Origin of the sequence: Geminicoccus sp., from assembly GCF_035556675.1 — a bacterium.
Taxonomy (GTDB): Bacteria; Pseudomonadota; Alphaproteobacteria; order Geminicoccales; family Geminicoccaceae; genus Geminicoccus.
Genome location: NZ_DATMFZ010000348.1, coordinates 1 through 20,856, shown reverse-complemented (window position 1 = coordinate 20,856; position 20,856 = coordinate 1). Strand labels below are relative to the sequence as shown.

General features: G+C 69.3%; 22 protein-coding genes and 1 pseudogene. 14 read left to right on the top strand and 9 right to left on the bottom strand.

Going from position 1 to position 20,856, the window contains the following annotated elements:
* The 4 genes from VNS22_RS24520 to VNS22_RS24505 are packed head-to-tail and all read left to right on the top strand — an operon-like array spanning position 1 to position 3,243.
* On the top strand, positions 1–870 hold the full coding sequence (locus VNS22_RS24520) for a branched-chain amino acid ABC transporter permease (RefSeq protein WP_325737198.1): 870 nt from the start codon (positions 1–3) through the stop codon (positions 868–870).
* Positions 870–1,799: a branched-chain amino acid ABC transporter permease gene (locus tag VNS22_RS24515; RefSeq protein ID WP_325737197.1), complete on the top strand. Its 930-nt coding sequence runs from the start codon at positions 870–872 to the stop codon at positions 1,797–1,799. Before VNS22_RS24520 ends, VNS22_RS24515 begins: the two co-directional genes overlap by 1 nt.
* The gene (locus tag VNS22_RS24510) at positions 1,796–2,539 is read left to right on the top strand and encodes an ABC transporter ATP-binding protein (RefSeq protein ID WP_325737195.1); all 744 of its coding nucleotides are present in this window, start codon (positions 1,796–1,798) and stop codon (positions 2,537–2,539) included. Before VNS22_RS24515 ends, VNS22_RS24510 begins: the two co-directional genes overlap by 4 nt.
* The gene (locus VNS22_RS24505; protein WP_325737193.1) at positions 2,536–3,243 is read left to right on the top strand and encodes an ABC transporter ATP-binding protein; all 708 of its coding nucleotides are present in this window, start codon (positions 2,536–2,538) and stop codon (positions 3,241–3,243) included. The genes VNS22_RS24510 and VNS22_RS24505 overlap by 4 nt, the downstream gene beginning before the upstream one ends.
* A 3-nt stretch (positions 3,244–3,246) precedes the next feature.
* Here the strand turns inward: VNS22_RS24505 and VNS22_RS24500 are convergent, their stop codons facing one another.
* Both VNS22_RS24500 and VNS22_RS24495 read right to left on the bottom strand, forming a co-directional pair.
* A complete protein-coding gene (locus VNS22_RS24500; RefSeq protein ID WP_325737191.1) occupies positions 3,247–3,738 on the bottom strand; it encodes a cytochrome b in 492 nt (163 codons plus the stop codon).
* A 111-nt stretch (positions 3,739–3,849) separates the two neighbouring features.
* Positions 3,850–4,359: a Spy/CpxP family protein refolding chaperone gene (locus VNS22_RS24495; protein WP_325737189.1), complete on the bottom strand. Its 510-nt coding sequence runs from the start codon at positions 4,357–4,359 to the stop codon at positions 3,850–3,852.
* A 199-nt stretch (positions 4,360–4,558) separates the two neighbouring features.
* Here VNS22_RS24495 and VNS22_RS24490 point away from each other — a divergent pair, with 199 nt between their 5' ends.
* Together VNS22_RS24490 and VNS22_RS24485 are read left to right on the top strand one after the other, a co-directional pair.
* Positions 4,559–5,293 carry a response regulator gene (locus VNS22_RS24490; RefSeq protein ID WP_325737187.1) on the top strand — a complete coding sequence of 245 codons (735 nt, stop codon included), beginning with the start codon at positions 4,559–4,561 and terminating at the stop codon, positions 5,291–5,293.
* A gap of 124 nt (positions 5,294–5,417) precedes the next feature.
* The gene (locus VNS22_RS24485; protein ID WP_414653431.1) at positions 5,418–6,710 is read left to right on the top strand and encodes a sensor histidine kinase; all 1,293 of its coding nucleotides are present in this window, start codon (positions 5,418–5,420) and stop codon (positions 6,708–6,710) included.
* Positions 6,711–6,740: 30 nt separating this feature from the next.
* On the opposite strand, the gene VNS22_RS24480 is transcribed toward VNS22_RS24485, so the two are convergent.
* On the bottom strand, positions 6,741–7,511 hold the full coding sequence (locus tag VNS22_RS24480) for a class I SAM-dependent methyltransferase (RefSeq protein WP_325737183.1): 771 nt from the start codon (positions 7,509–7,511) through the stop codon (positions 6,741–6,743).
* A gap of 239 nt (positions 7,512–7,750) precedes the next feature.
* On the opposite strand from VNS22_RS24480, the gene VNS22_RS24475 reads away from it, so the two are divergent.
* The 7 genes from VNS22_RS24475 to VNS22_RS24445 all read left to right on the top strand — a co-directional run bounded on the left by VNS22_RS24475 (position 7,751) and on the right by VNS22_RS24445 (position 15,097).
* On the top strand, positions 7,751–9,130 hold the full coding sequence (locus VNS22_RS24475; protein WP_325737181.1) for an aminotransferase: 1,380 nt from the start codon (positions 7,751–7,753) through the stop codon (positions 9,128–9,130).
* Between the two features lie 16 nt (positions 9,131–9,146).
* Complete coding sequence (locus VNS22_RS24470) at positions 9,147–9,620, top strand: heme-degrading domain-containing protein (protein WP_325737179.1); 474 nt, start codon at positions 9,147–9,149, stop codon at positions 9,618–9,620.
* A 138-nt stretch (positions 9,621–9,758) separates the two neighbouring features.
* On the top strand, positions 9,759–10,538 hold the full coding sequence (locus tag VNS22_RS24465; RefSeq protein ID WP_325737177.1) for an MBL fold metallo-hydrolase: 780 nt from the start codon (positions 9,759–9,761) through the stop codon (positions 10,536–10,538).
* A gap of 445 nt (positions 10,539–10,983) precedes the next feature.
* Positions 10,984–12,474 carry a SulP family inorganic anion transporter gene (locus VNS22_RS24460; RefSeq protein WP_325737175.1) on the top strand — a complete coding sequence of 497 codons (1,491 nt, stop codon included), beginning with the start codon at positions 10,984–10,986 and terminating at the stop codon, positions 12,472–12,474.
* Positions 12,475–12,488: 14 nt separating this feature from the next.
* Positions 12,489–13,349: a universal stress protein gene (locus VNS22_RS24455; RefSeq protein WP_325737173.1), complete on the top strand. Its 861-nt coding sequence runs from the start codon at positions 12,489–12,491 to the stop codon at positions 13,347–13,349.
* Between the two features lie 79 nt (positions 13,350–13,428).
* Entirely contained in the window at positions 13,429–14,616 is a 1,188-nt protein-coding gene (locus VNS22_RS24450) for an acyltransferase (RefSeq protein WP_325737171.1), read from the top strand.
* A 163-nt stretch (positions 14,617–14,779) separates the two neighbouring features.
* Entirely contained in the window at positions 14,780–15,097 is a 318-nt protein-coding gene (locus VNS22_RS24445) for a hypothetical protein (protein ID WP_325737169.1), read from the top strand.
* 12 nt (positions 15,098–15,109) lie between these two features.
* Here VNS22_RS24445 and VNS22_RS24440 read toward each other — a convergent pair whose 3' ends face one another.
* The 3 genes from VNS22_RS24440 to VNS22_RS24430 all read right to left on the bottom strand — a co-directional run bounded on the left by VNS22_RS24440 (position 15,110) and on the right by VNS22_RS24430 (position 17,825).
* Complete coding sequence (locus VNS22_RS24440; RefSeq protein ID WP_325737167.1) at positions 15,110–15,865, bottom strand: alpha/beta hydrolase family protein; 756 nt, start codon at positions 15,863–15,865, stop codon at positions 15,110–15,112.
* On the bottom strand, positions 15,862–16,989 hold the full coding sequence (locus tag VNS22_RS24435) for a DUF3182 family protein (protein WP_325737165.1): 1,128 nt from the start codon (positions 16,987–16,989) through the stop codon (positions 15,862–15,864). The genes VNS22_RS24440 and VNS22_RS24435 overlap by 4 nt, the downstream gene beginning before the upstream one ends.
* Before the next feature lie 365 nt (positions 16,990–17,354).
* Positions 17,355–17,825: an Hsp20 family protein gene (locus VNS22_RS24430; RefSeq protein ID WP_325737163.1), complete on the bottom strand. Its 471-nt coding sequence runs from the start codon at positions 17,823–17,825 to the stop codon at positions 17,355–17,357.
* 266 nt (positions 17,826–18,091) lie between these two features.
* On the opposite strand from VNS22_RS24430, the gene VNS22_RS24425 reads away from it, so the two are divergent.
* Positions 18,092–19,075 carry a Tim44 domain-containing protein gene (locus VNS22_RS24425; protein ID WP_325737161.1) on the top strand — a complete coding sequence of 328 codons (984 nt, stop codon included), beginning with the start codon at positions 18,092–18,094 and terminating at the stop codon, positions 19,073–19,075.
* Positions 19,076–19,096: 21 nt separating this feature from the next.
* Here VNS22_RS24425 and VNS22_RS24420 read toward each other — a convergent pair whose 3' ends face one another.
* The 3 genes and pseudogenes from VNS22_RS24420 to VNS22_RS24410 form a co-directional block, all read right to left on the bottom strand.
* Entirely contained in the window at positions 19,097–20,020 is a 924-nt protein-coding gene (locus VNS22_RS24420; RefSeq protein ID WP_325737159.1) for a sulfotransferase domain-containing protein, read from the bottom strand.
* A 126-nt stretch (positions 20,021–20,146) separates the two neighbouring features.
* Complete coding sequence (locus tag VNS22_RS24415; RefSeq protein WP_325737157.1) at positions 20,147–20,722, bottom strand: histidine phosphatase family protein; 576 nt, start codon at positions 20,720–20,722, stop codon at positions 20,147–20,149.
* Positions 20,719–20,856, bottom strand: a pseudogene (locus VNS22_RS24410) (S-(hydroxymethyl)glutathione dehydrogenase); the annotation flags it as partial. The pseudogene VNS22_RS24410 and the gene VNS22_RS24415, both read right to left, overlap by 4 nt.

Sequence of the window (20,856 nt, the reverse complement as noted above, 5' to 3'; positions counted from 1 at the left end):
ATGGGCTTCTATCTCATTCAGACCCTGAACGCGCTGGCATTCTCGGTGCTGCTGATGCTCTGCGGGCTCGGCCTGTCGCTCGTGCTGAGCCTCATGAACTTCGTGAACCTCACCCACGGCTCCAGCTATCTGTTCGGCAGCTATGCAGCCGTGGTCTGGCTGGGGTCGGGGGCACCCTGGTGGCTGGCCGTCCCGGCAGCGTTCCTGGCAGCCGCCCTGGCCGGGCTGCTCCTGGACCGCTTCCCGTTCGCCCGGTTCTACGGACGCAATCACCTGGCCCAGGTGCTCCTCACCTATGGCCTGTCGGTGATGTTCGCCGACCTGATGCGGCTGGGCTTCGGCGCCGAGATCCGCTCGCCGGTGCTGCCCGACCTGCTGCGCGGCGTGGTGTTCGTGCTGGGCATGCCGTTCCCGATCTATCGGATCGTCCTGATCCTGGCCGGCGGCGTGCTGGCCCTGGTGCTCTGGTACCTGTTCGACCGGACCATCTGGGGAGCGGTGGTCCGCGCCAGCGTCGCCGACCGGCGGATGGTCGAGACGCTGGGCCTGGACACTCGCCGCGTGTTCGCCCTGGTGATGGCGATCGCCGCGGGGCTGGGCGGGCTGAGCGGCGCGCTCGGTGTAGGCATGCTGTCCGCCTATCCGGGTCTGGACGAGGAGATTCTGCTCCACGCCCTGTTCGTCGTGGTGCTGGGCGGGCTCGGCACGTTCCGCGGCACGGTCGCGGGCGCGTTGGTCCTGGGCTTCGCCATGACCTTCGCCAGGGTCTGGCTGTCGGAGTTCGCGGGCTTTTTGACCCTGCTGGCGATAGCACTCCTGCTGGTGCTCCGACCGGACGGGCTGGTGGCGCCGAAGCTGAGGCAGGTGTGATGCGCACCCATGCCTGGCTGCTCTGCCTGCCGCTGGCCGGCCTCCTGGCCCTCTTCGGCGACGACTACCATCTGCGCTTTGTCGCCGAGATCCTGATCACCGGCACGGCGGTGATGAGCCTGGACATCCTGGTCGGCCAGGGCCGGCTGGTGTCGCTGGGCCATGCCGCACTGTTCGGCGGTGCCGCCTATGTCAGCGCGCTCCTGGCGATCCACGCCGGTGCGGGCCTGGTGCCTGTGCTCCTGGCCGGCATCGTGACCGGCATGCTGCTGGCCCTGGTGATGGGGCTGGTCGCGACCCGCAGCGTCGATCTGTTCTTCCTGATCCTGACCCTGGTGGTGGGCCAGATGGTCTACGAGCTGGCCTTCCACTGGCGCACCGTGACCGGCGGAGCCGACGGCCTGCGCGGCATCCCGGCACTCGTGCTGCATCTGGGGGGCGAAGCCTGGAAGCCGACCGGTGCCCGGTTCCTGTTCCTGCTGGCCGCGGGCCTGGCGCTGGTGGCCTATCTCCTGGCCCGCTCCTTCCTGGCAGCGCCCATCGGGCGGGCGCTCGTCGCCAGCCGCGAGCAGCCGGTGCGGCTGGCAGCACTCGGCTACGAGGTGCGGCGCCTGCGCCTGCTGGCCATGCTCTTCGCCGGCGGGATCGCCGGGGCCGCAGGCGCCCTCTACCCGTTCGTGAACCTTTATGTCGGGCCGAATCTGGTCCACTGGAGCATGTCCGCGACCATGATCGTGATGCTGGTCCTGGGCGGGGTCGGCACCCTGCACGGCGCGTTCGTCGGCACGGGCCTCTACCTCCTGGTGCAGACCTATCTCAGCTCCTTCACCGACCGTTGGCAGCTCCTGATCGGCATCCTGTTCGTGCTGATCGTGATCTTCCTGCCCGACGGGATCGTCCGGCCGGGCTGGTGGCGCAGACAGGCATGAACCTTTTGGCATTGCGCGGCATCCGCCGCTCGTTCGGCGCGCTCGAGGTGCTGCGTGGCATCGACCTGGACATGGCGGACGGTGAGACGCTGGGCCTGATCGGGCCGAACGGGGCCGGCAAGACCACCCTGTTCAACCTGGTCAGCGGGTTCCTGCCGGCCGATGCCGGCAGCGTCGCCTTCGCCGGCCGGGACCTGCAGGGCTTCTCTCCGGCCGCACGCGCCCGGATGGGCCTCGTGCGCAGCTTCCAGAAGAGCCTGGTCTTCCCGGGCCTGCCGGTCGTGGAGAACCTGGCCCTGGCAGTGCGCCTGCACCTGGGCGGCGGCTATCGCTGGTGGCGCGGCCGGGCGGTGGCCGAGGAGGCGGCCGCACGGGCGACCGAACTGCTGGACCTAGCGGGCCTCGCGGGCAAGGCCGATACCCTGGCGGGCGCCCTGCCGCACGGCCTGCAGCGGGTGCTGGACGTGCTGGTAGCGCTCGCCCAGCGCCCGCGCCTCCTGCTGCTGGACGAGCCTACGGCCGGCCTCGCCACGGACGAGGCGCAGCGGCTGCTGGGCCTGCTGCGCACGGTGCGGCCGGCACCGGCGGTGCTGCTGGTGGCCCACGATCTGGACCTCGTGTTCGGCTTCTGCCAGCGCCTGGCCGTGCTCGACCTGGGCCGGCTGATCGCGGTGGGGCCGCCCGACGCGGTCCGGGCCGATCCCGGGGTCCAGCGGGCCTATCTGGGAGAGCTGGCATGAGCCACGTTCGCCTGCAGGAGGTCTCCGTCGGCCATGGCGGCGCACCGATCCTGGCCGGGATCGAGCTGGAGGTCGGTCCGGGCGAGGTCGTGGCCCTGCTGGGGCGCAACGGCGTCGGCAAGACCACACTGCTCCATGCGCTCATGGGCCTGGGTCCGGTCAGGCGCGGTTCATTCCTGGTCAAGGGCCAGGACGTCCCGGCGAGCTGGCCGCCGCACCGGATCGCCCGGCTGGGCCTGGCGCTGGTGCCGCAGGGGCGCGGTGCCTTCGCGGCGCTCACCGTGGAGGAGAACCTGCGCCTCGCCACCTTGGCGGCCAGGCCCTCGGCATGGACGTTGGCGCGCATCTATGCGGAGTTCCCGCGCTTGGCCGAACGTCGGCGCCTGCCCGGTGCGGCATTGAGCGGCGGCGAGCGGCAGATGCTCCTGATCGCCAGGGCCCTTCTTACCGGCGCCGACATCCTGCTGCTCGACGAGCCGACCGAAGGGCTGGCGCCTTTGGCCATCGAGGCCGTGGTGGTCGAGCAGATCCGGCGGCTGCGGGAGGACGGCCTGGCCGTGCTGCTGGCCGAGCAGAACGTCGCGGTGGCCCTGCAGGTCGCGACCCGTGCCGTGGTGCTGGCCGAGGGCGGGATCGTGTTCGCCGCCAGCCCGGACGTGCTGGCGGGCGACCGGGACCTCCAGCGCCGCTACCTGGGCGTCTGAGGCTCAGCTCGACGGCAGCCGCACGGGCAGCATGCGCTCCAGCAGCCGGTCGCGGCGGCCGAACTGGTGCCAGAAGGCTGCCAGGACATGGACGAGGACGATGGGTGCAATGGACCAAGCGAGCGCCACATGGATCGCACCCGGCCAGCCACCCAGGGTCTTGCCGAACGCGGACGCGGTGACGATGCCCAGCAGCGGCTGGACCAGGATCGCCAGGTAGAGCAGGCCATGCGAGATGTTTGCCGCGCTGCGCTGGAGCCGCGACATGTCGTCGGGCAGGGGCGGCTGCGGCACGCTCAGCCGATAGGCCAGGCGCGCGATGGCCAGGACCAGGATCGCCCAGCCGCTGACCAGATGGGTGCGGAACAGGTAGAAGCGCCCGTCGCTGCCCCGCTCGAACATGCCCCAGGTCCAGCCCGTGATGAACTGGACCAGCACCAGGGCAGCGACCATCCAGTGCAGCGTCATGGCGATCCGGTCGTAGCGCATGCTCATCCGTGCGTCCCGCCACGACCCGCGCAAAGTTCGCCGAAGGCCAGGGCCACGGACGACCGGGAAGCGGGCCATGCCGCGACCCGGCCGCCCGCGTCCAGCCGTGCGCGCGGCTCAGCCGCGCCGCATGAACCGGCCCGGGTGATCGAACATCTTGTCCAGGGTGCGCTTCTGCGCGTCGTCCAGCGTATCATAGAAGGCGGCATAAGCCGGACGGAGGTCCGCGGCAATCGCGGCCGCCCGGCCGAGCGCCTCCTCGACATTGGTCAGCTTCGCCACCGAGTTACCTTCGCGCAGCTCGCTCAGGTCGGTGCAGATCTCCTGCACGCGGGGTTCGGCACCAGTGAGCGTGTCCCGCAAGGCGACCCAGGTCTCCTGCTGGCGCCCCTCGAACTTGGCGAAGCTCTCGAAGGCAGTGAGACGCTCGGCCAGCCGTTCGCCGGCATTGCCGCTGCAGAACGCGCGCAGCATGCCGCCATGCCCATGGCCATGCCCCATCCGCACCTCGTGCCGCTGGCCATGGCCCGGCCCCCAGGCCTCGGGCGGCGCCGCGACGACACCGGCGCCGCCTATCACCGCGACGGCGGCGATCGCACCCAGACCGGCTGCTGTCCAGTTGCGCATCTCCATCTCCTCCTTGCTGCACCTTCCTTATGGCCCCGTCCGGTGAACGATTGATGTCGCCGGAAGTAACGGGCAGATTCCCAGGCAGCCCACCCAGTGCCCGCGGTTCGTGCCGACGATATCAGGCCTACGATTTCATGAATGTGACGAAGTGCAACGGCTACTGCCGGTATGCTGCCGGCTCCACTAGACTGGTGGCATGGACGTGAACCCCATCGTGCTCATCGTCGACGACGACCAGGAGATCCGCGACCTGGTGGCGGCGTTCCTGGCGCGTCACGGCCTGGCCGTGCGCACTGCCGAGGATGCCCAGGCCATGGATGCGGTGCTGGCGGCGGAGCCGGTCGACCTCTTGGTCCTGGACGTGATGATGCCGGGCGAGGATGGGCTGGCGGCCTGCCGGCGCCTCCGGGCCGAGCGGCCGCAGCTGCCGATCATCCTGCTCACGGCACTGGCCGATCCCACCGATCGGATCGTGGGCCTGGAGCTGGGTGCGGACGACTATCTGGCCAAGCCGTTCGAGCCGCGCGAGCTGCTGGCGCGCATCCGTGCGGTGCTGCGCCGCACCCGCCAGGACGGCCAGACTGCCCCGGGCGAGGAGGGGACCAGCCAGGAGCCGACCCTGCGCTTCTCCGGCTGGCTGATCTATCCGGCGCGCCGCGAGCTGCGCGATCCGACCGGCGTGCTGGTGCCGCTCACCGGCGGCGAGTTCGACCTGCTCCTGGTGCTGGCGGGAGCGGCCGGGCGGGTGCTCACCCGCGACCAGCTGCTCGACCGGACCAAAGGCCGCCAGGCCCATCCGTTCGACCGCTCGATCGACGTGCTGCTCTCGCGCCTGCGCAAGAAGCTGGGCGACGATCCCAAGGAGCCGCAGCTCATCAAGACCGTGCGCGGCGGCGGCTATGTCCTGTCCGTACCCGTGACGCAGGGCTGACCGGCCGGTGCGGGTGCCGCGCGACCATGCCCTGCCCAGGCGGCTGCTGCCGGCCACCCTGCATGAATGGCTGGCGCCCGCCAACCTGACCACCCGGCTGGTGCTGCTGGCGGTGGGCGTGGTGATGCTGGTGGTGGCGTTCGCCGCGGCCTGGACCTTCTGGGAGCGCGCCGACATGGCCAAGCGCCTGGTCCGGCTGGCCACGGTCGACCGGATGGCCGCCACCCAGATGCTGGTCGACCGGCTGCCGCCCAGCGAGCTGCGCCTGGCCCTGCGCGCGATCTCCGGCCCGCTCCTGCTGGTGCGCATGCTCGACGAGCCGCGCGGGCGGCCGACCGACGACCCGCGCCTGGATCGCTACCTGGTGCGGCTGATCGCGCGTCATCCGAGCCGTGTGTTCCGGGGCCGCGAGGTGGTGCTGCGCGAGGTCGATCGCGAGTCCATCGGCGACGACGACGATCACCCGCCCGACCTCCTGCCGTCCTTCGTCCGCTACGAGGTCGGAGTCCGTCAGGATGACGGTGCCTGGCTGATCTTCACGGTGCCAGCCGACACCCTTTCCCGGGTATGGCTCCGGCGGGCGGTCCTGATCGCGTTCGGCGTGGTCGCGGCCGCGGCCCTGATCGCCTGGCTCCTGTTCCGCCGCATCACCCAGCCGGTCACCGCACTGGCGGTGGCGTCCGACCGGTTCGCCGCCGGCCTGCCGGGCGAGCCTCTGCCGGAAAGCGGCCCGCCGGAGATCCGCCGGGCGACGGCGGCCTTCAACCGGATGCGCCAGCGGATCGGCGACCTCCTGGAGGAGCGCAACTCGATGCTGGCGGCGATTGCCCACGACCTGCGCACGCCGCTCACCCGGCTCCGCCTGCGCCTGGAGGACCTGCCCGACGACGAGGCGCGCAGCCGTTCGGAGGCGGATGTCCATGCGATGGAGACGATGCTGCGCGAGACCCTGGCCTATGCCAAGGACGTGGCCGGGGTCGAGCAGGCGACCGACCTGGACTTCGCGGCCCTGGTGCGCACCGCGGTTGACGACCTGGAAGATGCCGGCCGGGCGGCCAGCTATGACGGGCCGGACCGGCTGGTCCTGCGCGGCCGGCCGACCGCGCTGCGCCGGGCGATCGACAATGTGATGATCAACGCCGTCACCTATGGCGGCAGTGCCGAGGTGCGCCTGGCGGTGGAGGACGACTGGATCAAGCTGACGGTGGCCGATCGCGGCCCGGGCGTGCCGCCTGCCATGCGCGAGCGGGTGTTCGAGCCGTTCTTCCGCCTGGAGACCTCGCGCTCGCGCGCCACCGGCGGCACCGGGCTGGGCCTGGCGCTGGCGCGCGGGATCGTGCGCGCCCATGGCGGCGAGGTCCGCCTGCTCGACCGGCCGGGCGGGGGAACGCTGGTGGAGGTGGCACTGCCTCGCTGACCGGGTTCAGCGCCGGGTGGCGCGGATCGCCTAGGCCCGGGCGCGCAGCCGGATGCTGCCGTCCGCGGCGATCGGGAGCCGGCGCCGTACCTGCCGGCACAGCTCCGCGCGCCGTTCCTCGGGCAGCGACATGCAGTAGGCCGGTGCGATGCCCTGGCCGCCGAGAAACGGGCTCCAGTAGTCGTCGAAGTCCCGGAACTGCGTGTCGATCTCGATGGCGCGGGTGGCGCTGGGATCGAGCGAACCTTCCCCGGCGAAGAGCTGCGTCAGTGCGTCTTCGCGGCACAGGGGAAAGCGGACAGCCTCGTCCAGCTCCGGCCCGTCGGGATCGAGCGCCTCCGCCACCGCCCAGAAATGGGTCATCAGCTCCACCCGGGCATAGTCCCAGACATAGAGTGCCACCTGCCCGCCCGGTCGGGTAACCCTGGCCATCTCCTGCAGTGCCAGCACCGGATCCGGCACGAAGTTCAGTGCCAGGCCCGAGACGACGCGATCGAACGTCCGGTCCGGGAAGGGCAGGGTCCGTGCGTCGCCTGGCCGGAGTTCCGCCCGGGCCAGGCCCGGCTGGCGGCGCGCCAGGTCCAGGAAACCCGTCGACGGGTCGATGCCAACAAGCCTGCGCGGCCGGCACGTTTGCGCCACGGCACCGGCCAGGGCGCCGGTACCGCAGCCGACATCGAGCCAGTCCAGGTCCGCAGGTGCGGTGAGCCATGCCAGGAAGCGCGCTGCCACCTGCCGGCTCCACCGCCCGACATAGCGTTCATAGGAATCACCGACTGCCCACGGATCGCCTGCGGCCATGACCGGATCCTCCGCTGCTGGCCCTGGCTTCCATCCTACCCTGCCGGGTGGGAATGCCGCAGTGGTTCTGCCAACGGCTCGCCACCTTTTGCCCTGCGGCTGGGGGTGGCAGGTGTCCGGGCCGGCGTGGCAGGATGGTCAGGCTGGTGACCGGCAGCAGTTTCAGCCGGGGCCTCGGCTGGCAGAAGGGTAAGCCGTCCGATCCGGGTGCCTCCCCGGCGGACCTTGGAAGGTGGATCATGGATCTTCAGGGCGCGATGCAGCGCTGGCAGGAACTGGACGCGGAGCACCATCTGCACCCGTTCACCACGCATCATGAGCTGGCGGGCAGGGGGACCCGGGTCATCGAGCGTGGCGAGGGCTGCTATGTCTGGGAAGCCGACGGCCACAAGCTGCTCGACGGCATGGCCGGCCTGTGGTGCGTCCAGGTGGGCTATGGCCGCGAGCGCCTAGCGCGCATTGCATACGAGCAGCTGAAGAAGCTCAGCTACTACAACAATTTCTTCCAGTGCGCGTCGGTGCCGACCATCGAGCTGTCCGCCAAGCTCGCCGAGATCCTGCCGGCCGGCATGAAGCGGGTGTTCTTCGCGTCCTCGGGCTCCGAGGCGAACGACACCGTCATCAAGTCGGTCTGGTACTACTGGAACCTGATGGGCAAGCCGGAGAAGAAGCAGTTCATCTCCCGCAAGTTGGGCTATCACGGCGTGGGCGTGGGCTCGGCCAGCCTGACCGGCATGTCGTTCATGCACGGCATGTTCGACCTGCCGCTGCCGCGCTTCCACCACATCATGAACCCCTACTGGTGGGGCGAGGCGGAAGACGGCGAGACCGAGGAGCAGATCGGCCAGCGCGCCGCCCAGGCGCTAGAGGACAAGATCCTGGAGCTGGGGCCGGAGAACGTCGCGGCCTTCGTCGCCGAGCCGATCCAGGGGGCCGGCGGCGTGATCATCCCGCCGGACAATTACTGGCCGGCCGTGCAGGCGATCTGCCGGAAGTACGATGTCCTGCTGGTGGCCGACGAGGTGATCTGCGGTTTTGGCCGGACCGGGGCTTGGTGGGGCAGCGAGACCTACGGGATCCAGCCGGACATACTGGCGATGGCCAAGGGCCTCTCGTCCGGTTACGTGCCGATCTCGGCGGTGGCGTTCGGGCCCAGGGTCGGCGACGCGATCTTCGCCGGCGAGAAAGAGTACGCCCACGGTGTGACCTATGCCGGCCATCCGGTGGCAGCGGCGGTGTCGCTGGAGAACATCCGAATCATGGAGGAGGAAGGGCTGGCGACCCGGGCGGCCGGGCCGATCGGCACCTATTGGCGGGACGTCCTGGAGCAGACCTTCAAGGACCACCCGATGGTCGGCCAAGTCCGGACCAAGGGCCTGCTCGCCTGCCTGGAGCTCAGCGAGGACCGGGCAAAGCGCAAGCGGTTCGACGAGCAGCGCGAGGTCGGTTCCACCTGCCGAAACTTCTCGGTGCGCAACGGGCTGGTGATGCGGGCGGTGCGCGACGGAATGATCCTCTCGCCGCCGCTGATCATCACCGAGGCACAGATCGACGAGATCGCGGCCAAGGCGAAGAAGTCGATCGACCAGACCATGGCGGCGATCGGCTTCAAGGGCTGAGGCGGGGAGGCGAGGCATGTCCGACCATGAGAACCTGGAGGAACTGCTGGCAGAAGAGGAGCGCCTGCAGTTCGAACGGTTCGACAACGATACCGCCCTGGAGCTCGGCCAATTCATTCTGGCAGCGGCACGGCGGCGCGGGATCAGCGTCACCATCGACGTCACGCGGGGCGAGCAGCAGATCTTCCATGCCGCCCTGGCCGGCACCAGCGCCGACAACGACGCCTGGGTGCAGCGTAAGGCACGCGCGGTGCGCCGGTTCGGGCACAGCTCCTGGTACCTGGGCTGCCTGGCCCGGGCCAAGGGCTACGACTTCCACCAGAAGTTCCTGCTGGACCCTGCCGAGTTCGCCCCGGCCGGCGGCAGCTACCCAATCGCCGTGCGTGGTACCGGCCTGGTCGGCACGGTGACGGTCTCGGGCCTGCCGCAGAAGGAGGACCACATCTTCCTGACCGAGGTGCTGGCCGAGTTCCTGGCCGGGGCCGGCTGAGCGGCGCCTGCCGGCGCCTCCGGTTCGGACCGGTCGGAGGAGGAGCTTTACGCGCACCGGGCGAAGTGCTCACCTCATGCGACTCGACAGGCGGTGGCCCCAGGGGTGGGCGACTTGGCAACGGCGGGAGCTGGACCGATGGCGATGCGGTTGAGGTTCCTCGGGAGCGGCAACGCCTTCACCGTCGGCGACGGCAACTGGCAGTCCAACATGCTGATCGAGAGCAAGGACGGCCGCCGCCTCCTGGTGGACTGCGGCAGCGATGCGCGGCTGTCCCTGGCCGAGCAGGGGCTGGGGGCGACCGACATCGACGCGGTCTATGTCAGCCATCTGCACAGCGACCATATCGGCGGCCTGGAATGGCTGGGCTTCTCGACCTTCTTCAATCCGGCAGCAGGCCGGCCACGCATGTTCGTCGAGCAGAACCGGGTAGCCCGGCTATGGGCCAGCAGCCTGAGCGGCAGCATGTCGCGCAGCGGGATGGCCAAGCTGGAGGACTATTTCGACGTCGAGCCGGTACCGGCCGACGGCGGCTTCGAGTGGGAGGGCCAGCGCTTCGAGTTGACCGGGATGCTGCATGCCATGGACGGCCCGGTGCCGCTGATCAGCTTCGGCCTGCGCTTCGAGACCGGCCGCGGCCGCTTCCTGATCACCAGCGACGCGCGCTTCGAGCCCGAGCGCTACGGCGCGCTCTACGAGTGGGCCGACATGATCTTCCATGACTGCGAGACCACCTACCGCACCGACGGCGTGCCCGCACCGTCGGGCATCCATGCCCATTACGAGGAGCTGAAGACCCTGCCGGCCGGGCTGCGGGCCAAGCTCTGGCTCTACCACTACCAGCCGGACTGGCGGCCCGATGCCGAGGCCGACGGCTTCCGGGGCTTCGTTGCCAAGGGCCAGGCCTTCGAGATCTGAGGCCCGGGCTTGGCATAGAGCGCGATCCGGCATCACAGCCTTGCAGGATACTCGCTCCAGTCCGGTTTGCCACCATGTGCTTTCAAAGCCGCAACTTGGCCAAGCCGTACAGCGCGGGCGGAGTAGTCAAGGGTGCGACAACGAAATGTGATCAGGGGTGAATACTCCTGGTTGCCGGCACCGGTGACTGCCTCTACCCTCCGGCCGTCGGCGCCGATCGTGCCCGTCCGAAGACGACCCTCCTCGTGAAGAGGCCAATGTAGGATCCGCTACCATAGCGCCCCGGTGTCCAGCGGCTGCAGCCTTCCAGCAGCCCGAGCGACCTCGCGTTCCTGGCGCAGGTGAGCCTCTGCGATCCTGTACGACCTGTCGTCCCTGACCCTGCAGCATTTCCCGAGCACGCACCGCCCATGGCGGTGGCGTCGTCGGTTCAACGGACAGCTTCATGCCTTTTCAGCAGGTTGCCCCCTTGCGCGAACAGTGGTTCGGCAACATCCGTGCGGATGTGCTGGCCGGGCTGGTCGTGGCCCTCGCCCTCATCCCCGAGGCGATCGCGTTCTCGATCATCGCGGGCGTCGACCCGAAGGTCGGCCTCTACGCCTCCTTCTCCATCGCGGTGATCAGCGCCATCGCCGGCGGCCGGCCGGCCATGATCTCGGCCGCCACCGCCGCCACCGCCGTGCTGATGACCAGCCTCGTGCGCGACCATGGCCTCCAGTACCTGCTGGCCGCCACCGTGCTCGCCGGGATCATCCAGGTCCTGGCCGGCGTCTTCCGGCTGAACTACGTGATGCGCTTCGTGTCGCGCTCGGTGATGACCGGCTTCGTCAACGCGTTGGCCATCCTGATCTTCCTGGCCCAGGTGCCGGAGATGGTGAACGTGCCGCTCCTGACCTACCCGATGATCGCCGCCGGCCTCGCGATCATCTACCTGTTCCCGCGCATCACGACCGCGATCCCGTCGCCCCTGGTCTGCATCCTGGTCCTCACCGCCGTGGCAGTCGCCTCCGGCATGGAACTGCGCACGGTCAGCGACATGGGCGCCCTGCCGGACTCCTTCCCGACCTTCTTCGTCCCCGACGTGCCGTTCAACCTCGAGACGCTCCGGATCATCCTGCCCTATTCGCTGGGCGTGGCGGCGGTAGGTCTGCTCGAATCGCTGATGACCGCGCAGATCGTCGACGACCTGACCGACACGTCGAGCGACAAGCGGCGCGAGTGCTTCGGCCAGGGCATCGCCAATTTCTGCACGGGCTTCATCGGCGGCATGGCCGGCTGCGCCATGATCGGCCAGTCGGTGATCAACGTGAAGTCGGGCGGCCGCGGGCGCCTGTCCACCTTCTGCGCCGGGATCTTCCTGCTGTTCCTGATCGTGGTGCTGGGCGACCTGGTGGGGATGATCCCGATGGCGGCGCTGGTCGCGGTCATGATCATGGTCTCGGTCGGCACGTTCAGCTGGCGCTCGCTGCTCAACCTGCGCACCCACCCGCGCAGCTCCAGCATCGTGATGCTGGCGACCGTGGCCGGCGTGGTCATCACCCACAACCTCGCGATCGGGGTGGTGATCGGCGTGCTGCTGTCCGGCATCTTCTTCACCTGGAAGATCGCCCAGATCTTCCGTGTCACCTCCGAGCTATCGCCGGACGGCACCCACCGCACCTACGTGGTGGAAGGGCAGGTGTTCTTCGCCTCGGCGGACGAGTTCGCCGCTTCGTTCGACTTCCGGGAAGCGCTGGAGAAGGTCACCATCGACGTGAGCCGCGCCCATATCTGGGACATCTCCAGTGTGGCAGCGCTCGACCGGGTGATCCTGAAGTTCCGGCGCGAGGGCTCAGAGGTCGAACTGGTCGGCCTGAACCAGGCCAGCGAGACCATCGTCGACCGCCTCGGCGAGCACCACAAGCCGGGCGCGCTCGAGCGCCTGGCCAGTCACTGACGGGGAGGCCGGCCATGCCGAGCAGGATCCTGGCGCTGGTCGACGGCTCGATCTACGCGCAGAGCGTTGCCGATCTCGCTGCCTGGGCTGCAGGGCGGCTGGGCAAGCCGGTCGAACTGCTGCACGTGCTGGGCCGCCGCGAGACCGCCAGCGCCCCGGCCGACCTGAGCGGCAACCTGAACATCGACGAGAGCGACACGCTTCTGGCCGAACTCGCCCGGCTGGACGAGCAGAAGGCCAGGCTGGCGCAGCGGCGCGGCCGGCTGATCCTGGACAATGCCGCGGCGCGCCTGCGTGCTGCCGGCGTCGCAGAGGTCTCGACCAGGCTGCGCAATGGTGACCTGATCGACGCGGTCCACGAGTTCGAGGAGGAGGCCGCCTATCTGGTGATCGGCAAGCGCGGCGAGGGCGCCGACTTCGCCTGGCTGCATCTGGGCTCCAACCTGGAGCGGATCGCCCGCGCGGCGAGGCGGCCCATCCTGGTGGCGGCTCGGGCGTTCAGCCCGATCGAGCGGGTGATGATCGCCTTCGACGGCGGGACGAGTGCCCGCAAGGCCGTGAGCCACATCGCGCAGGACCGCCTGTTCCAGGGGCTGCCGCTGCAGCTGCTGATGGCCGGTTCCCACCCAGGCGAGCGGGAGGAGAACCAGCTCGCTCTGGCCAGCGGCCAGTTGCGCCAGGCCGGCCATGCCGTGACGACCCAGCTTCTCCCAGGCGAGGCCGACACGGTCATCGCCCGGGAGGTCCAGGCCCAGGGGATCGATCTGCTGGTGATGGGCGCCTTTGGCCACTCACGGCTGCGCAACCTGATCATCGGCAGCACCACCACCGAGATGATCCGGTCCTGCAAGGTGCCGATCCTCCTGTTCCGCTGACCCGGCCGGCCGTCCGGCCGCTCAACCACCGCCACCCCGCCCTGCGCCGCGACGCAGGGGCAGTGAGGAAAGCCTCGAGATGGCGCAATCGATCAGCTTCCTGTCCGGCGTGAGCCACCAAACGACCGCCCGGCCTCGCCCGGCACACGGCCGTCTTCTACCCCTGGACGGGTTGCGCGGCATCGCCGTCTTCCTGGTGATCCTGTTCCACTGGAAGTACCTGCCGTTCGGCTGGAGCGGCGTCTGGCTGTTCTTCACCCTGTCCGGGTTCTTCATCTTCCGGAACCTGCTGGCGACCAAGCAGGCAGAGCCGCACATGCCGTTCGGGCTGTTCTACGGCCAGTTCATGGTCCGGCGCTGTCTGCGCCTCCTGCCGCTCTACTACCTGCTGCTCCTGATCATGACGGCCGTGGTGGTGCTCCTCCAGCACTGGGAGCATCTGGCGGTCACCGTACCGAGCCTGGCCCTGTTCGTGCACAACCTGGTCAAGCCATTCTCGTCCGTCCAGCACACGCTCTACTACGACCACTTCTGGAGCCTGGGAGTGGAGATCCACTTCTATCTCCTGGCCCCGTTCCTGCCCTTCTTCCTGGGGCGCAATGCGCTGCGCAACCTGCTGCTCTCCATCGTGCTGATCAGCCCGATCCTGCGCCAGGCGGCCTTCTGGTACTTTTCGGCCGAGCCCGGGCCGCTGACGGTGCGCCCGTCCGCCTTCGTCTACTTCTTCTCCGTCTTTCACTTCGACGCCTTCGCGCTGGGCGGGCTCGCAGCGCTGCACGAGCGCGATCTCCTGCGCCTGGGACGGCGCGCCTGGTGGCTCCTGCTGGTGCCGGCCGCCCTGTTCGTCGGCTACTTCCTGGGCGTGGGCCTGCTGTTCCGCGACGTGCCCTATCTCCTGTTCATGGGCGACCATCTCCAGGCGAGCCTGGGTTACACCCTCCTGATCCTGTGCTGCACCGGGCTGATCTGCGTGGCGCTGGTCGACGACGGCCCGCTCGGCCGGTTCCTGACGCTGCCGCCGCTGCTCCTGCTCGGCAAGATCTCCTACGGCGTCTACCTGATGCATGGCGCCATCCTGCTGGTGACCTTCCAGCTGATCGAGGCGTGGCTGCCCGGCTATGGCCGCTTCAGCCCGCAGATCCTGGCGGTCTTCATCGCCTATTTGGCGGTGACGGTAGGGATCTCCTGGCTGTCCTTCACCCGATTCGAGAGCCGATTCCAGCCTCGGCCGAAGCTGATCTCGGCCCGGGCGCTGGGCGGCGGGTGATGCCTGCCGGCAAACCTCCGGCGGTGCCGGCTAATTCGGTGGACGCAGCCGGCCACAGCCAATAGGTCGGAACCGGCGCCTGTGTCCGGGACCTTGTGCAGCCGAAGCCGCCTCCGGCCCGGCATCGGCCCTGCCAGGCGGGCAGGGCCCGACAGGGGGATCGATGAGCGATCGGGAAGTGGAGCGGCTGGAGCGGCAGCTCCAGCGGATCGAGAAGGAGCTGCCCGCCCGGGCGGCCAGGACGCTCCGCTGGCTGCGCGAGCCCTCGTCGCGCTGGGTCCGCATCCCCGTAGGAATCCTGTCGATCATCGGCGGCCTGCTCAGCTTCCTGCCGATTCTGGGCATCTGGATGCTGCCGCTGGGCCTCCTGCTCCTGGCCCAGGACGTCCCTCCGCTGCGGCGCCCCACCCGGCGGGCACTGCTCTGGGGCGAGCAGTGGTGGCTGAAGCGCAAGCGCAAGCGGATGGCGAACGGCAGCTGACCCAGCGACCGACTATCTGCCAGGATTCTCGGCCCTGGCAGGGCCGATCCCCACCTCGCTCACCCATTTGAGCAGGATCGAGGAGTAGTCCTGCTGGGCGCGCGCGTCGGACAGACCGTGATCCGCGCCCTGGATCATCCGGTAGGTCAGGGAGCGCGCCTTCTCGCATGCCGCCATGTAGTTGGTGAACACTGCGTGGGGAACGATGTCGTCGTGCTCCGATTCCACCAGCAGCACGTCGCCCTCGAACCGGGCGCAGGCGCCGAGCGCCCGGTTCTCGTCCGGGCTGATGATCTGCCGGCGATAGGCGGCGAGGCCATACTTGCGGAGCTGCTGCTTGGGCAGTGCCCAGTCCTCGTCCCGGTAGAGCGCCGGCACGCGCAGGCCCAGCCAGCGGACCGGCCGCAGGCTGCTCAGGATCGCGGCGAGGTAGCCGCCATAGCTGCTGCCGATCACTGCGATCGCCTGGCGGTCGACAAAGGGCTGCCGCGCCAGCCGATCATAGGCCGCGATCACGTCCTGCAGGTTCTCCTCGCGGGTGACGCTCTCCTGGCGCTCGGCCGAGCCGCCATGGCCACGCAGGTCGAAGGTCAGGCAGATGCAGCCCAGTGCTGCGATCTGTCTGGCGCGCGCCAGATACTGTTCCTGGGTGCCCCCCCAGCCATGCACGAACAGCACGCCCGGCAGCTGCCTGGCCGGCCGCACCAGCGTGCCCACGACCGTCTCGTCGTCGACCTCGAGCGTGATCGGCTCGTCCCTGGTCGTCATTCCCGCCCGACCGTCACATATTTGAGCATCGGCCCATTCTCTGCGTCGATGCCATCGAAATACACCACCGCATCCTCGGGCAAGGGGGCCGTGCCATAGATCTCGACGGTACTGGCGCGGATGGCCGGCAGCAGCGGGTCGGCCCCGAACGCCTCCAATGCCGCGATCTCCGCTCCGCTGGCGCCGCCGATCCGCCAGGACTGCTCGAGCACGCCCGAGCGCCACGCACCAGCTGCGTTCCTGCCGAATGCCACGTCGTAGTTGCGCCGGGACGCCCGCAGCGCCGGCCAGGCCAGATCGGCCGCACGGTCATAGCGGCAGGCCTGGCCGATCGCATGGCGGACCGGCGGGGGCAGGGGGAGGTCACTCAGCCTGCTCAGCGGGCCCGGCACCAGCCGGAGATCGGAACCGCCATAGACGGTCTGCCCCAGATGGTCGGTGGTGGTGCGCTGCGTGCCCCAGTAGGAGACGATCTGGCCCGCCGCCTCGACCTGGCCGACGCTGATCGTGGTGACCTCCTCGAGATTCTCTTCCAGCACCAGCCCCTCCCGGGCGAGCCGGGCCGTACCGAGCTCGTCCAGCAGCGCGTCGAGCGCCCGCTCGTCCGCCACGACGCGTTGGCCACGCCCGGCCACCCCGTGGACGAGCTTGGCCCGGACCGGGCCGGACCGCCAGAGCAGGCGGGCGGCGCGCCGGGCATCACCCGGCTCGAACACCGAATAGCCCGCCAATACCGCATCGCCGGCCGCGGCTGCGAAGATCGGCGTCCAGCCGTCGGGTGCCGCGGCATCCGGCCGGACCAGACCATGGCTGATCGCCTTGGTCGCGACGAACGGGCAGGGCACCAGCCCGCCGAACAGGTCATGCACCGAGCGGGTGCTGCCTGCTTCCACCAGCGTGTCGCTCGGCACCAGATAGGGGTTGTCCGGATCGGTCCCGGCGGGATTGGCGAAGCCGCCATAGACATAGCCATGCAGGCGGGCCAGGCGCCGCGCGATCTCGGCGTGGGACGCCGCCTCGTGGCCGCCATGATAGTGCCCCATCCGCCGCGTCTGGTTCAACACGGTCCGGATGATCGGGACGGCGGCCGGCAGGGCCGCGTTCGCTTCCGCTGTGTCCAGCACGTCGTTCCCCGCGGCTCGGGTCCGGCTGCGACGGCCGGTCGGCGTGACCGCCAAGCCTGCGCAGTCGCCTTCAATTCGCGGCGACGGCGAAGGGTTCCCGGACCCTGGGTGCGGCGTGATCGACCGCTGCCGACGCGACTGCGCGCCTTCCGCTGGCGGGGCCATGAAGCGGAATACGAGGAATGCTGAACAGCCGGGCCCGCGCGTCATGCCGACGGCAATCGCGCGCTGCTGCGCTGCCGTCGGGCCCAGAAACAGCAAAGGAGCCGGTCGCTGCCCCGACCGGCTCCTTCTTCATGCCTAGCGCAGCCGCCGCTCATGCATCGGCGGCTGCGTGGATCGCCTGATCCAGACGGCGATCCCGGTTACGCGGCGGCCTTCTCGGCCTGCTGCTCGATCACCTTGGGCTCCGCTGCGGCGCCGATCGAGATCTTCCTGGGCTGCAGGGCCTCGGGCACCTCGCGCTTCAGCTGCACGTCGAGCAGGCCGTTGACCAGATTGGCGCTCACCACCTGGACGTGGTCGGCCAGCTGGAACCGATGCTCGAAGGCGCGCTGGGCGATGCCGCGGTAGAGGTACTCCACACCCTGCTCGGGCTTGGAGATCTGGCCCTTCACGACCAGCTGGTTCTCGTGGACGGTGATATCGACGTCCTCGGGCCCGAAGCCGGCAACCGCCAGCGTCACCCGATAAGTGTCCTTGCCGGTCTTGACGATGTTGTAGGGCGGATAGCCCTGCTCGCGACCAGCCTCGCCGAAGGCAGTCTCGAACAGCTTGTCGAACCGGTCGAAGCCGACCGAGGCGCGGAGAAGGGGAGAAAGGTCGAAGTTACGCATAAGAAGTCCTCCATTGAGCGACTTGCTGCAGGCCGGCCCGTACCGTCCCGACCGGAACATCCGGGCTCTGAGCCTTGCCGTCGGACCCGTAGTGGCGTCCGATGACTGCGATTTGGTAAGTCGCTACCTCGATTCAAGAGGGTTGGTGGGTCTTCCGATACATTTTTCGTCGCCCGCGCGCGCTCGCACGAAGGGGGCTGCTCCCCCTGAAAATGAGCCGGTCCAGCGCCCATATGATGCCGATGACATTCGGAGCGGAGGTGACGGTGAGGAAGTCGGCAACGTCCAGCAAGGGCAGGTGGCATAGGCTGGCCGCGCTGACGCTGGTGATGGTCCTGGCGCTGGGTGCCGGGGTGGCCGAGGCCCGCAAGGGCGGCTCGTTCGGCAGCCGTGGCGCGCGCACCTACCAGGCGCCGATGGCCACGCCCACCGCACCTGGCACGGCGGCGCCGATGCAGCGCTCGGCGACACAGCAGCAGGCCGGCCCGAGTGCCGCGGCACCGGCGGCGCAGCAGGCCCGCGGCGGGATGTTCTCGCGCGGCGGCTTCATGCCGGGCCTGATGGGCGGCCTCCTGGGTGCCGGTCTGTTCGGCATGCTGTTCGGCGGCGGCTTCTTCGGCGGGCTCGGCAGCCTGGCCGGGGTGCTGGGCTTCCTCCTGCAGATCGTGCTGGTGGTGGTCATCGTCCGCCTGGCGATGAACTTCTTCCGCAGCCGCCACGCGCCGGCCTATGCCGGGGCGGCCGGCGGGCGGCCGGTCCGCAGCGCCCAGCGCGCGGCGGGCGGGCCGATGGCCGGCGGCCTGGGCGGCGCTGGCAGGAGCGCACGCCCCGGCGTGCGTGACGAGATCGGCATCACCACGGCCGACTACTCCGCGTTCGAGAACAGCCTGCGGACCGTGCAGACCGCCTATGGCCAGGAGGATCGGGCAGCCCTGCGCGCTGCCGTCACGCCCGAGATGTTCGGCTACTTCGTCGAGGAACTGGAGGCGAACCACGCGCAGGGCCGGGTGAACCGGCTGGCGGATATCAGCCTCCTGCAGGGCGATCTCGCCGAGGCCTGGCTGGAAGGCGGAACCGAGTACGCCACCGTGGCGATGCGCTACAGCATGAAGGACTGGACGGAGGACCGCGCCAGCGGTGCCGTGGTGGCGGGCGATCGGGACCGGCCGGAGCAGATCACCGAGATCTGGACCTTCAGCCGTCCGCGTGGCGGCGAGTGGGTGCTCTCGGCGATCCAGCAGGCCGGCTGACCGTCCGGGCCGGCCGCGTTCCTAGCAGCCGGCCGGCATCGGCTGCTCGCCGGTGGCCAGCCACCGGGCGCAGTCCGGCCCAAGCTCGCTCAAGGCGGCCGCTTCGTAATCCCGGATGTCGGCCGCGCTGAGCACGTCCCGCCAGCGCCCGTTGCTGCCCTTGTGGACGAAGGTCTGGGCACCTCCCTCCCAGAAGATGCCGCCGGCCGGCACGCTCCGTTCAGCATGGGCCTTCATGTACGCGAAGCTGCAATGCTCCACGATCCGCGGAAAGTCCCGCTCGTCGATGGGGATGTCCAGGAAGGCCGCGATCCGCCGGATCTGGCCCGGCAGGTCGGCCTTCAGCTCGTTGAAGTGCAGGAGCATCAGGTTGGGCAGGTGGCGGATCTCCCACCAGCTCCGGATGTTCTCCCAGAACGGCCACAACGGATAACCGTCTCCGTCCAGCCACTGGCGGAAATACTGCCGGATGTCGCCTGGCGGCGGCTCGATCGGCGGGCCGACCCGCCCCGGCGTGTCGTTCAGCGCCTGATACCACAGCGCGTTGGCATGGACGTGGTGGTTGTAGAGGCTCCAGACCACGTCGCGCCCGTCGCGGCCGACATAGAGATATCTGGCCTTGGGCGAGTAGACGAGCGCATCCACCGGCAGATGGGTCTTCAGAAAGCGCCGGTGGCGCTGTGCCATCACGGCCGGCAGCTTGACCGCGCGGGGCGGCACCCGCAGGTCCAGCCAGGGTGAAAGCTCAGCCACCTCTACGTCCGGTGATCCGCTGAACAGGAGCTGGCCGATGATCTGCTGTGTCCAGGTGGTGCCGGACTTCGCATAGGTGGCGATGACGATGTCGTCGTCCCGGAAGTCGAGCGCGTCCCAGATGGTCGAATCCATATGGTGGTTGTGCAGGTCGCGCTGCTTCTGCGGCCAGTGATGCGCCGGATCGGCCATGTTCGATACTGTCCCGTTCGCCCGGCCACGCCCTCCTGCCGGCCGGTTGCCTGGGCAGCATATGCGCCGGAAACCGGCTGGCTCGGGGTGACGCAGATCACCCTTCGGAGGCGATCCAATGGGCTTTCAGGCGTCGATGGACTGCCACCCGTGGAGGAGCCGGCTGGCGTCGATGTCGAAGGAAAAATAGTGGCCGCCATTGCCGGGCGGCTGGTCCTCGCTGCGGCTGATCGGGCAGCGCTTGAGGTAGCAGAGCAGGAGTGCGCCGACGGCACCATGGGCGACGATCGCGATGTCGCCGGCGGGGCGGGGTGTCAGGATGCGCGTCATCGCCTGGACGATCCTGGTCTGCGCGTCCACCGCCCGCTCCCAGCCGCGCACGCTCTCCTCCGGACGGGCGAAGAACGCATCGGCCGTGGCCTCGAACTCGGCCTTGGGCAGAAAGCCCGTGGCTGTCCGGTCGTTCTCGCCGAGCTCGGCCATGCTGCGATGAGGGATGCGGAGGCCCCGGCTGAGGATCTCGGCACCCTCGACCGCCTTGCGCTCCTGGCTGGACCAGATCGCGCGCAGGTCCGCCATCCAGGGCAGGGCCAGAGCCCGCTCCATGCGTTCCCGCCCCCGTTCGGACAGGGACCAGTCCGGCACCGGGACGTCCGGCTCGATGCGGACGTCCGGGTGGGTGATGAAGCGGAAGACGCTCAATAGACGACCACGGACCGGATCGACTTGCCCTGGTGCATGAGGTCGAAGGCGTCGTTGATGTCGTCGAGCTTGAGGATGTGGGTGATCAAGGGGTCGATCTGGATCTGCTGGTCCATGTACCAGTCGACGATCTT

Coding starts and splice junctions, on each gene's coding strand:
- VNS22_RS24460 (WP_325737175.1), top strand. CDS start 10,984: ATGCCTTTTCAGCAGGTTGCCCCCTTGCGCGAACAGTGGTTCGGCAAC.
- VNS22_RS24500 (WP_325737191.1), bottom strand. CDS start 3,738: ATGAGCATGCGCTACGACCGGATCGCCATGACGCTGCACTGGATGGTC.
- VNS22_RS24455 (WP_325737173.1), top strand. CDS start 12,489: ATGCCGAGCAGGATCCTGGCGCTGGTCGACGGCTCGATCTACGCGCAG.
- VNS22_RS24475 (WP_325737181.1), top strand. CDS start 7,751: ATGGATCTTCAGGGCGCGATGCAGCGCTGGCAGGAACTGGACGCGGAG.
- VNS22_RS24420 (WP_325737159.1), bottom strand. CDS start 20,020: ATGGCCGATCCGGCGCATCACTGGCCGCAGAAGCAGCGCGACCTGCAC.
- VNS22_RS24495 (WP_325737189.1), bottom strand. CDS start 4,359: ATGCGCAACTGGACAGCAGCCGGTCTGGGTGCGATCGCCGCCGTCGCG.
- VNS22_RS24470 (WP_325737179.1), top strand. CDS start 9,147: ATGTCCGACCATGAGAACCTGGAGGAACTGCTGGCAGAAGAGGAGCGC.
- VNS22_RS24505 (WP_325737193.1), top strand. CDS start 2,536: ATGAGCCACGTTCGCCTGCAGGAGGTCTCCGTCGGCCATGGCGGCGCA.
- VNS22_RS24510 (WP_325737195.1), top strand. CDS start 1,796: ATGAACCTTTTGGCATTGCGCGGCATCCGCCGCTCGTTCGGCGCGCTC.
- VNS22_RS24430 (WP_325737163.1), bottom strand. CDS start 17,825: ATGCGTAACTTCGACCTTTCTCCCCTTCTCCGCGCCTCGGTCGGCTTC.
- VNS22_RS24490 (WP_325737187.1), top strand. CDS start 4,559: ATGGACGTGAACCCCATCGTGCTCATCGTCGACGACGACCAGGAGATC.
- VNS22_RS24520 (WP_325737198.1), top strand. CDS start 1: ATGGGCTTCTATCTCATTCAGACCCTGAACGCGCTGGCATTCTCGGTG.
- VNS22_RS24450 (WP_325737171.1), top strand. CDS start 13,429: ATGGCGCAATCGATCAGCTTCCTGTCCGGCGTGAGCCACCAAACGACC.
- VNS22_RS24445 (WP_325737169.1), top strand. CDS start 14,780: ATGAGCGATCGGGAAGTGGAGCGGCTGGAGCGGCAGCTCCAGCGGATC.
- VNS22_RS24465 (WP_325737177.1), top strand. CDS start 9,759: ATGGCGATGCGGTTGAGGTTCCTCGGGAGCGGCAACGCCTTCACCGTC.
- VNS22_RS24515 (WP_325737197.1), top strand. CDS start 870: ATGCGCACCCATGCCTGGCTGCTCTGCCTGCCGCTGGCCGGCCTCCTG.
- VNS22_RS24480 (WP_325737183.1), bottom strand. CDS start 7,511: ATGGCCGCAGGCGATCCGTGGGCAGTCGGTGATTCCTATGAACGCTAT.
- VNS22_RS24440 (WP_325737167.1), bottom strand. CDS start 15,865: ATGACGACCAGGGACGAGCCGATCACGCTCGAGGTCGACGACGAGACG.
- VNS22_RS24485 (WP_414653431.1), top strand. CDS start 5,418: ATGCTGGTGGTGGCGTTCGCCGCGGCCTGGACCTTCTGGGAGCGCGCC.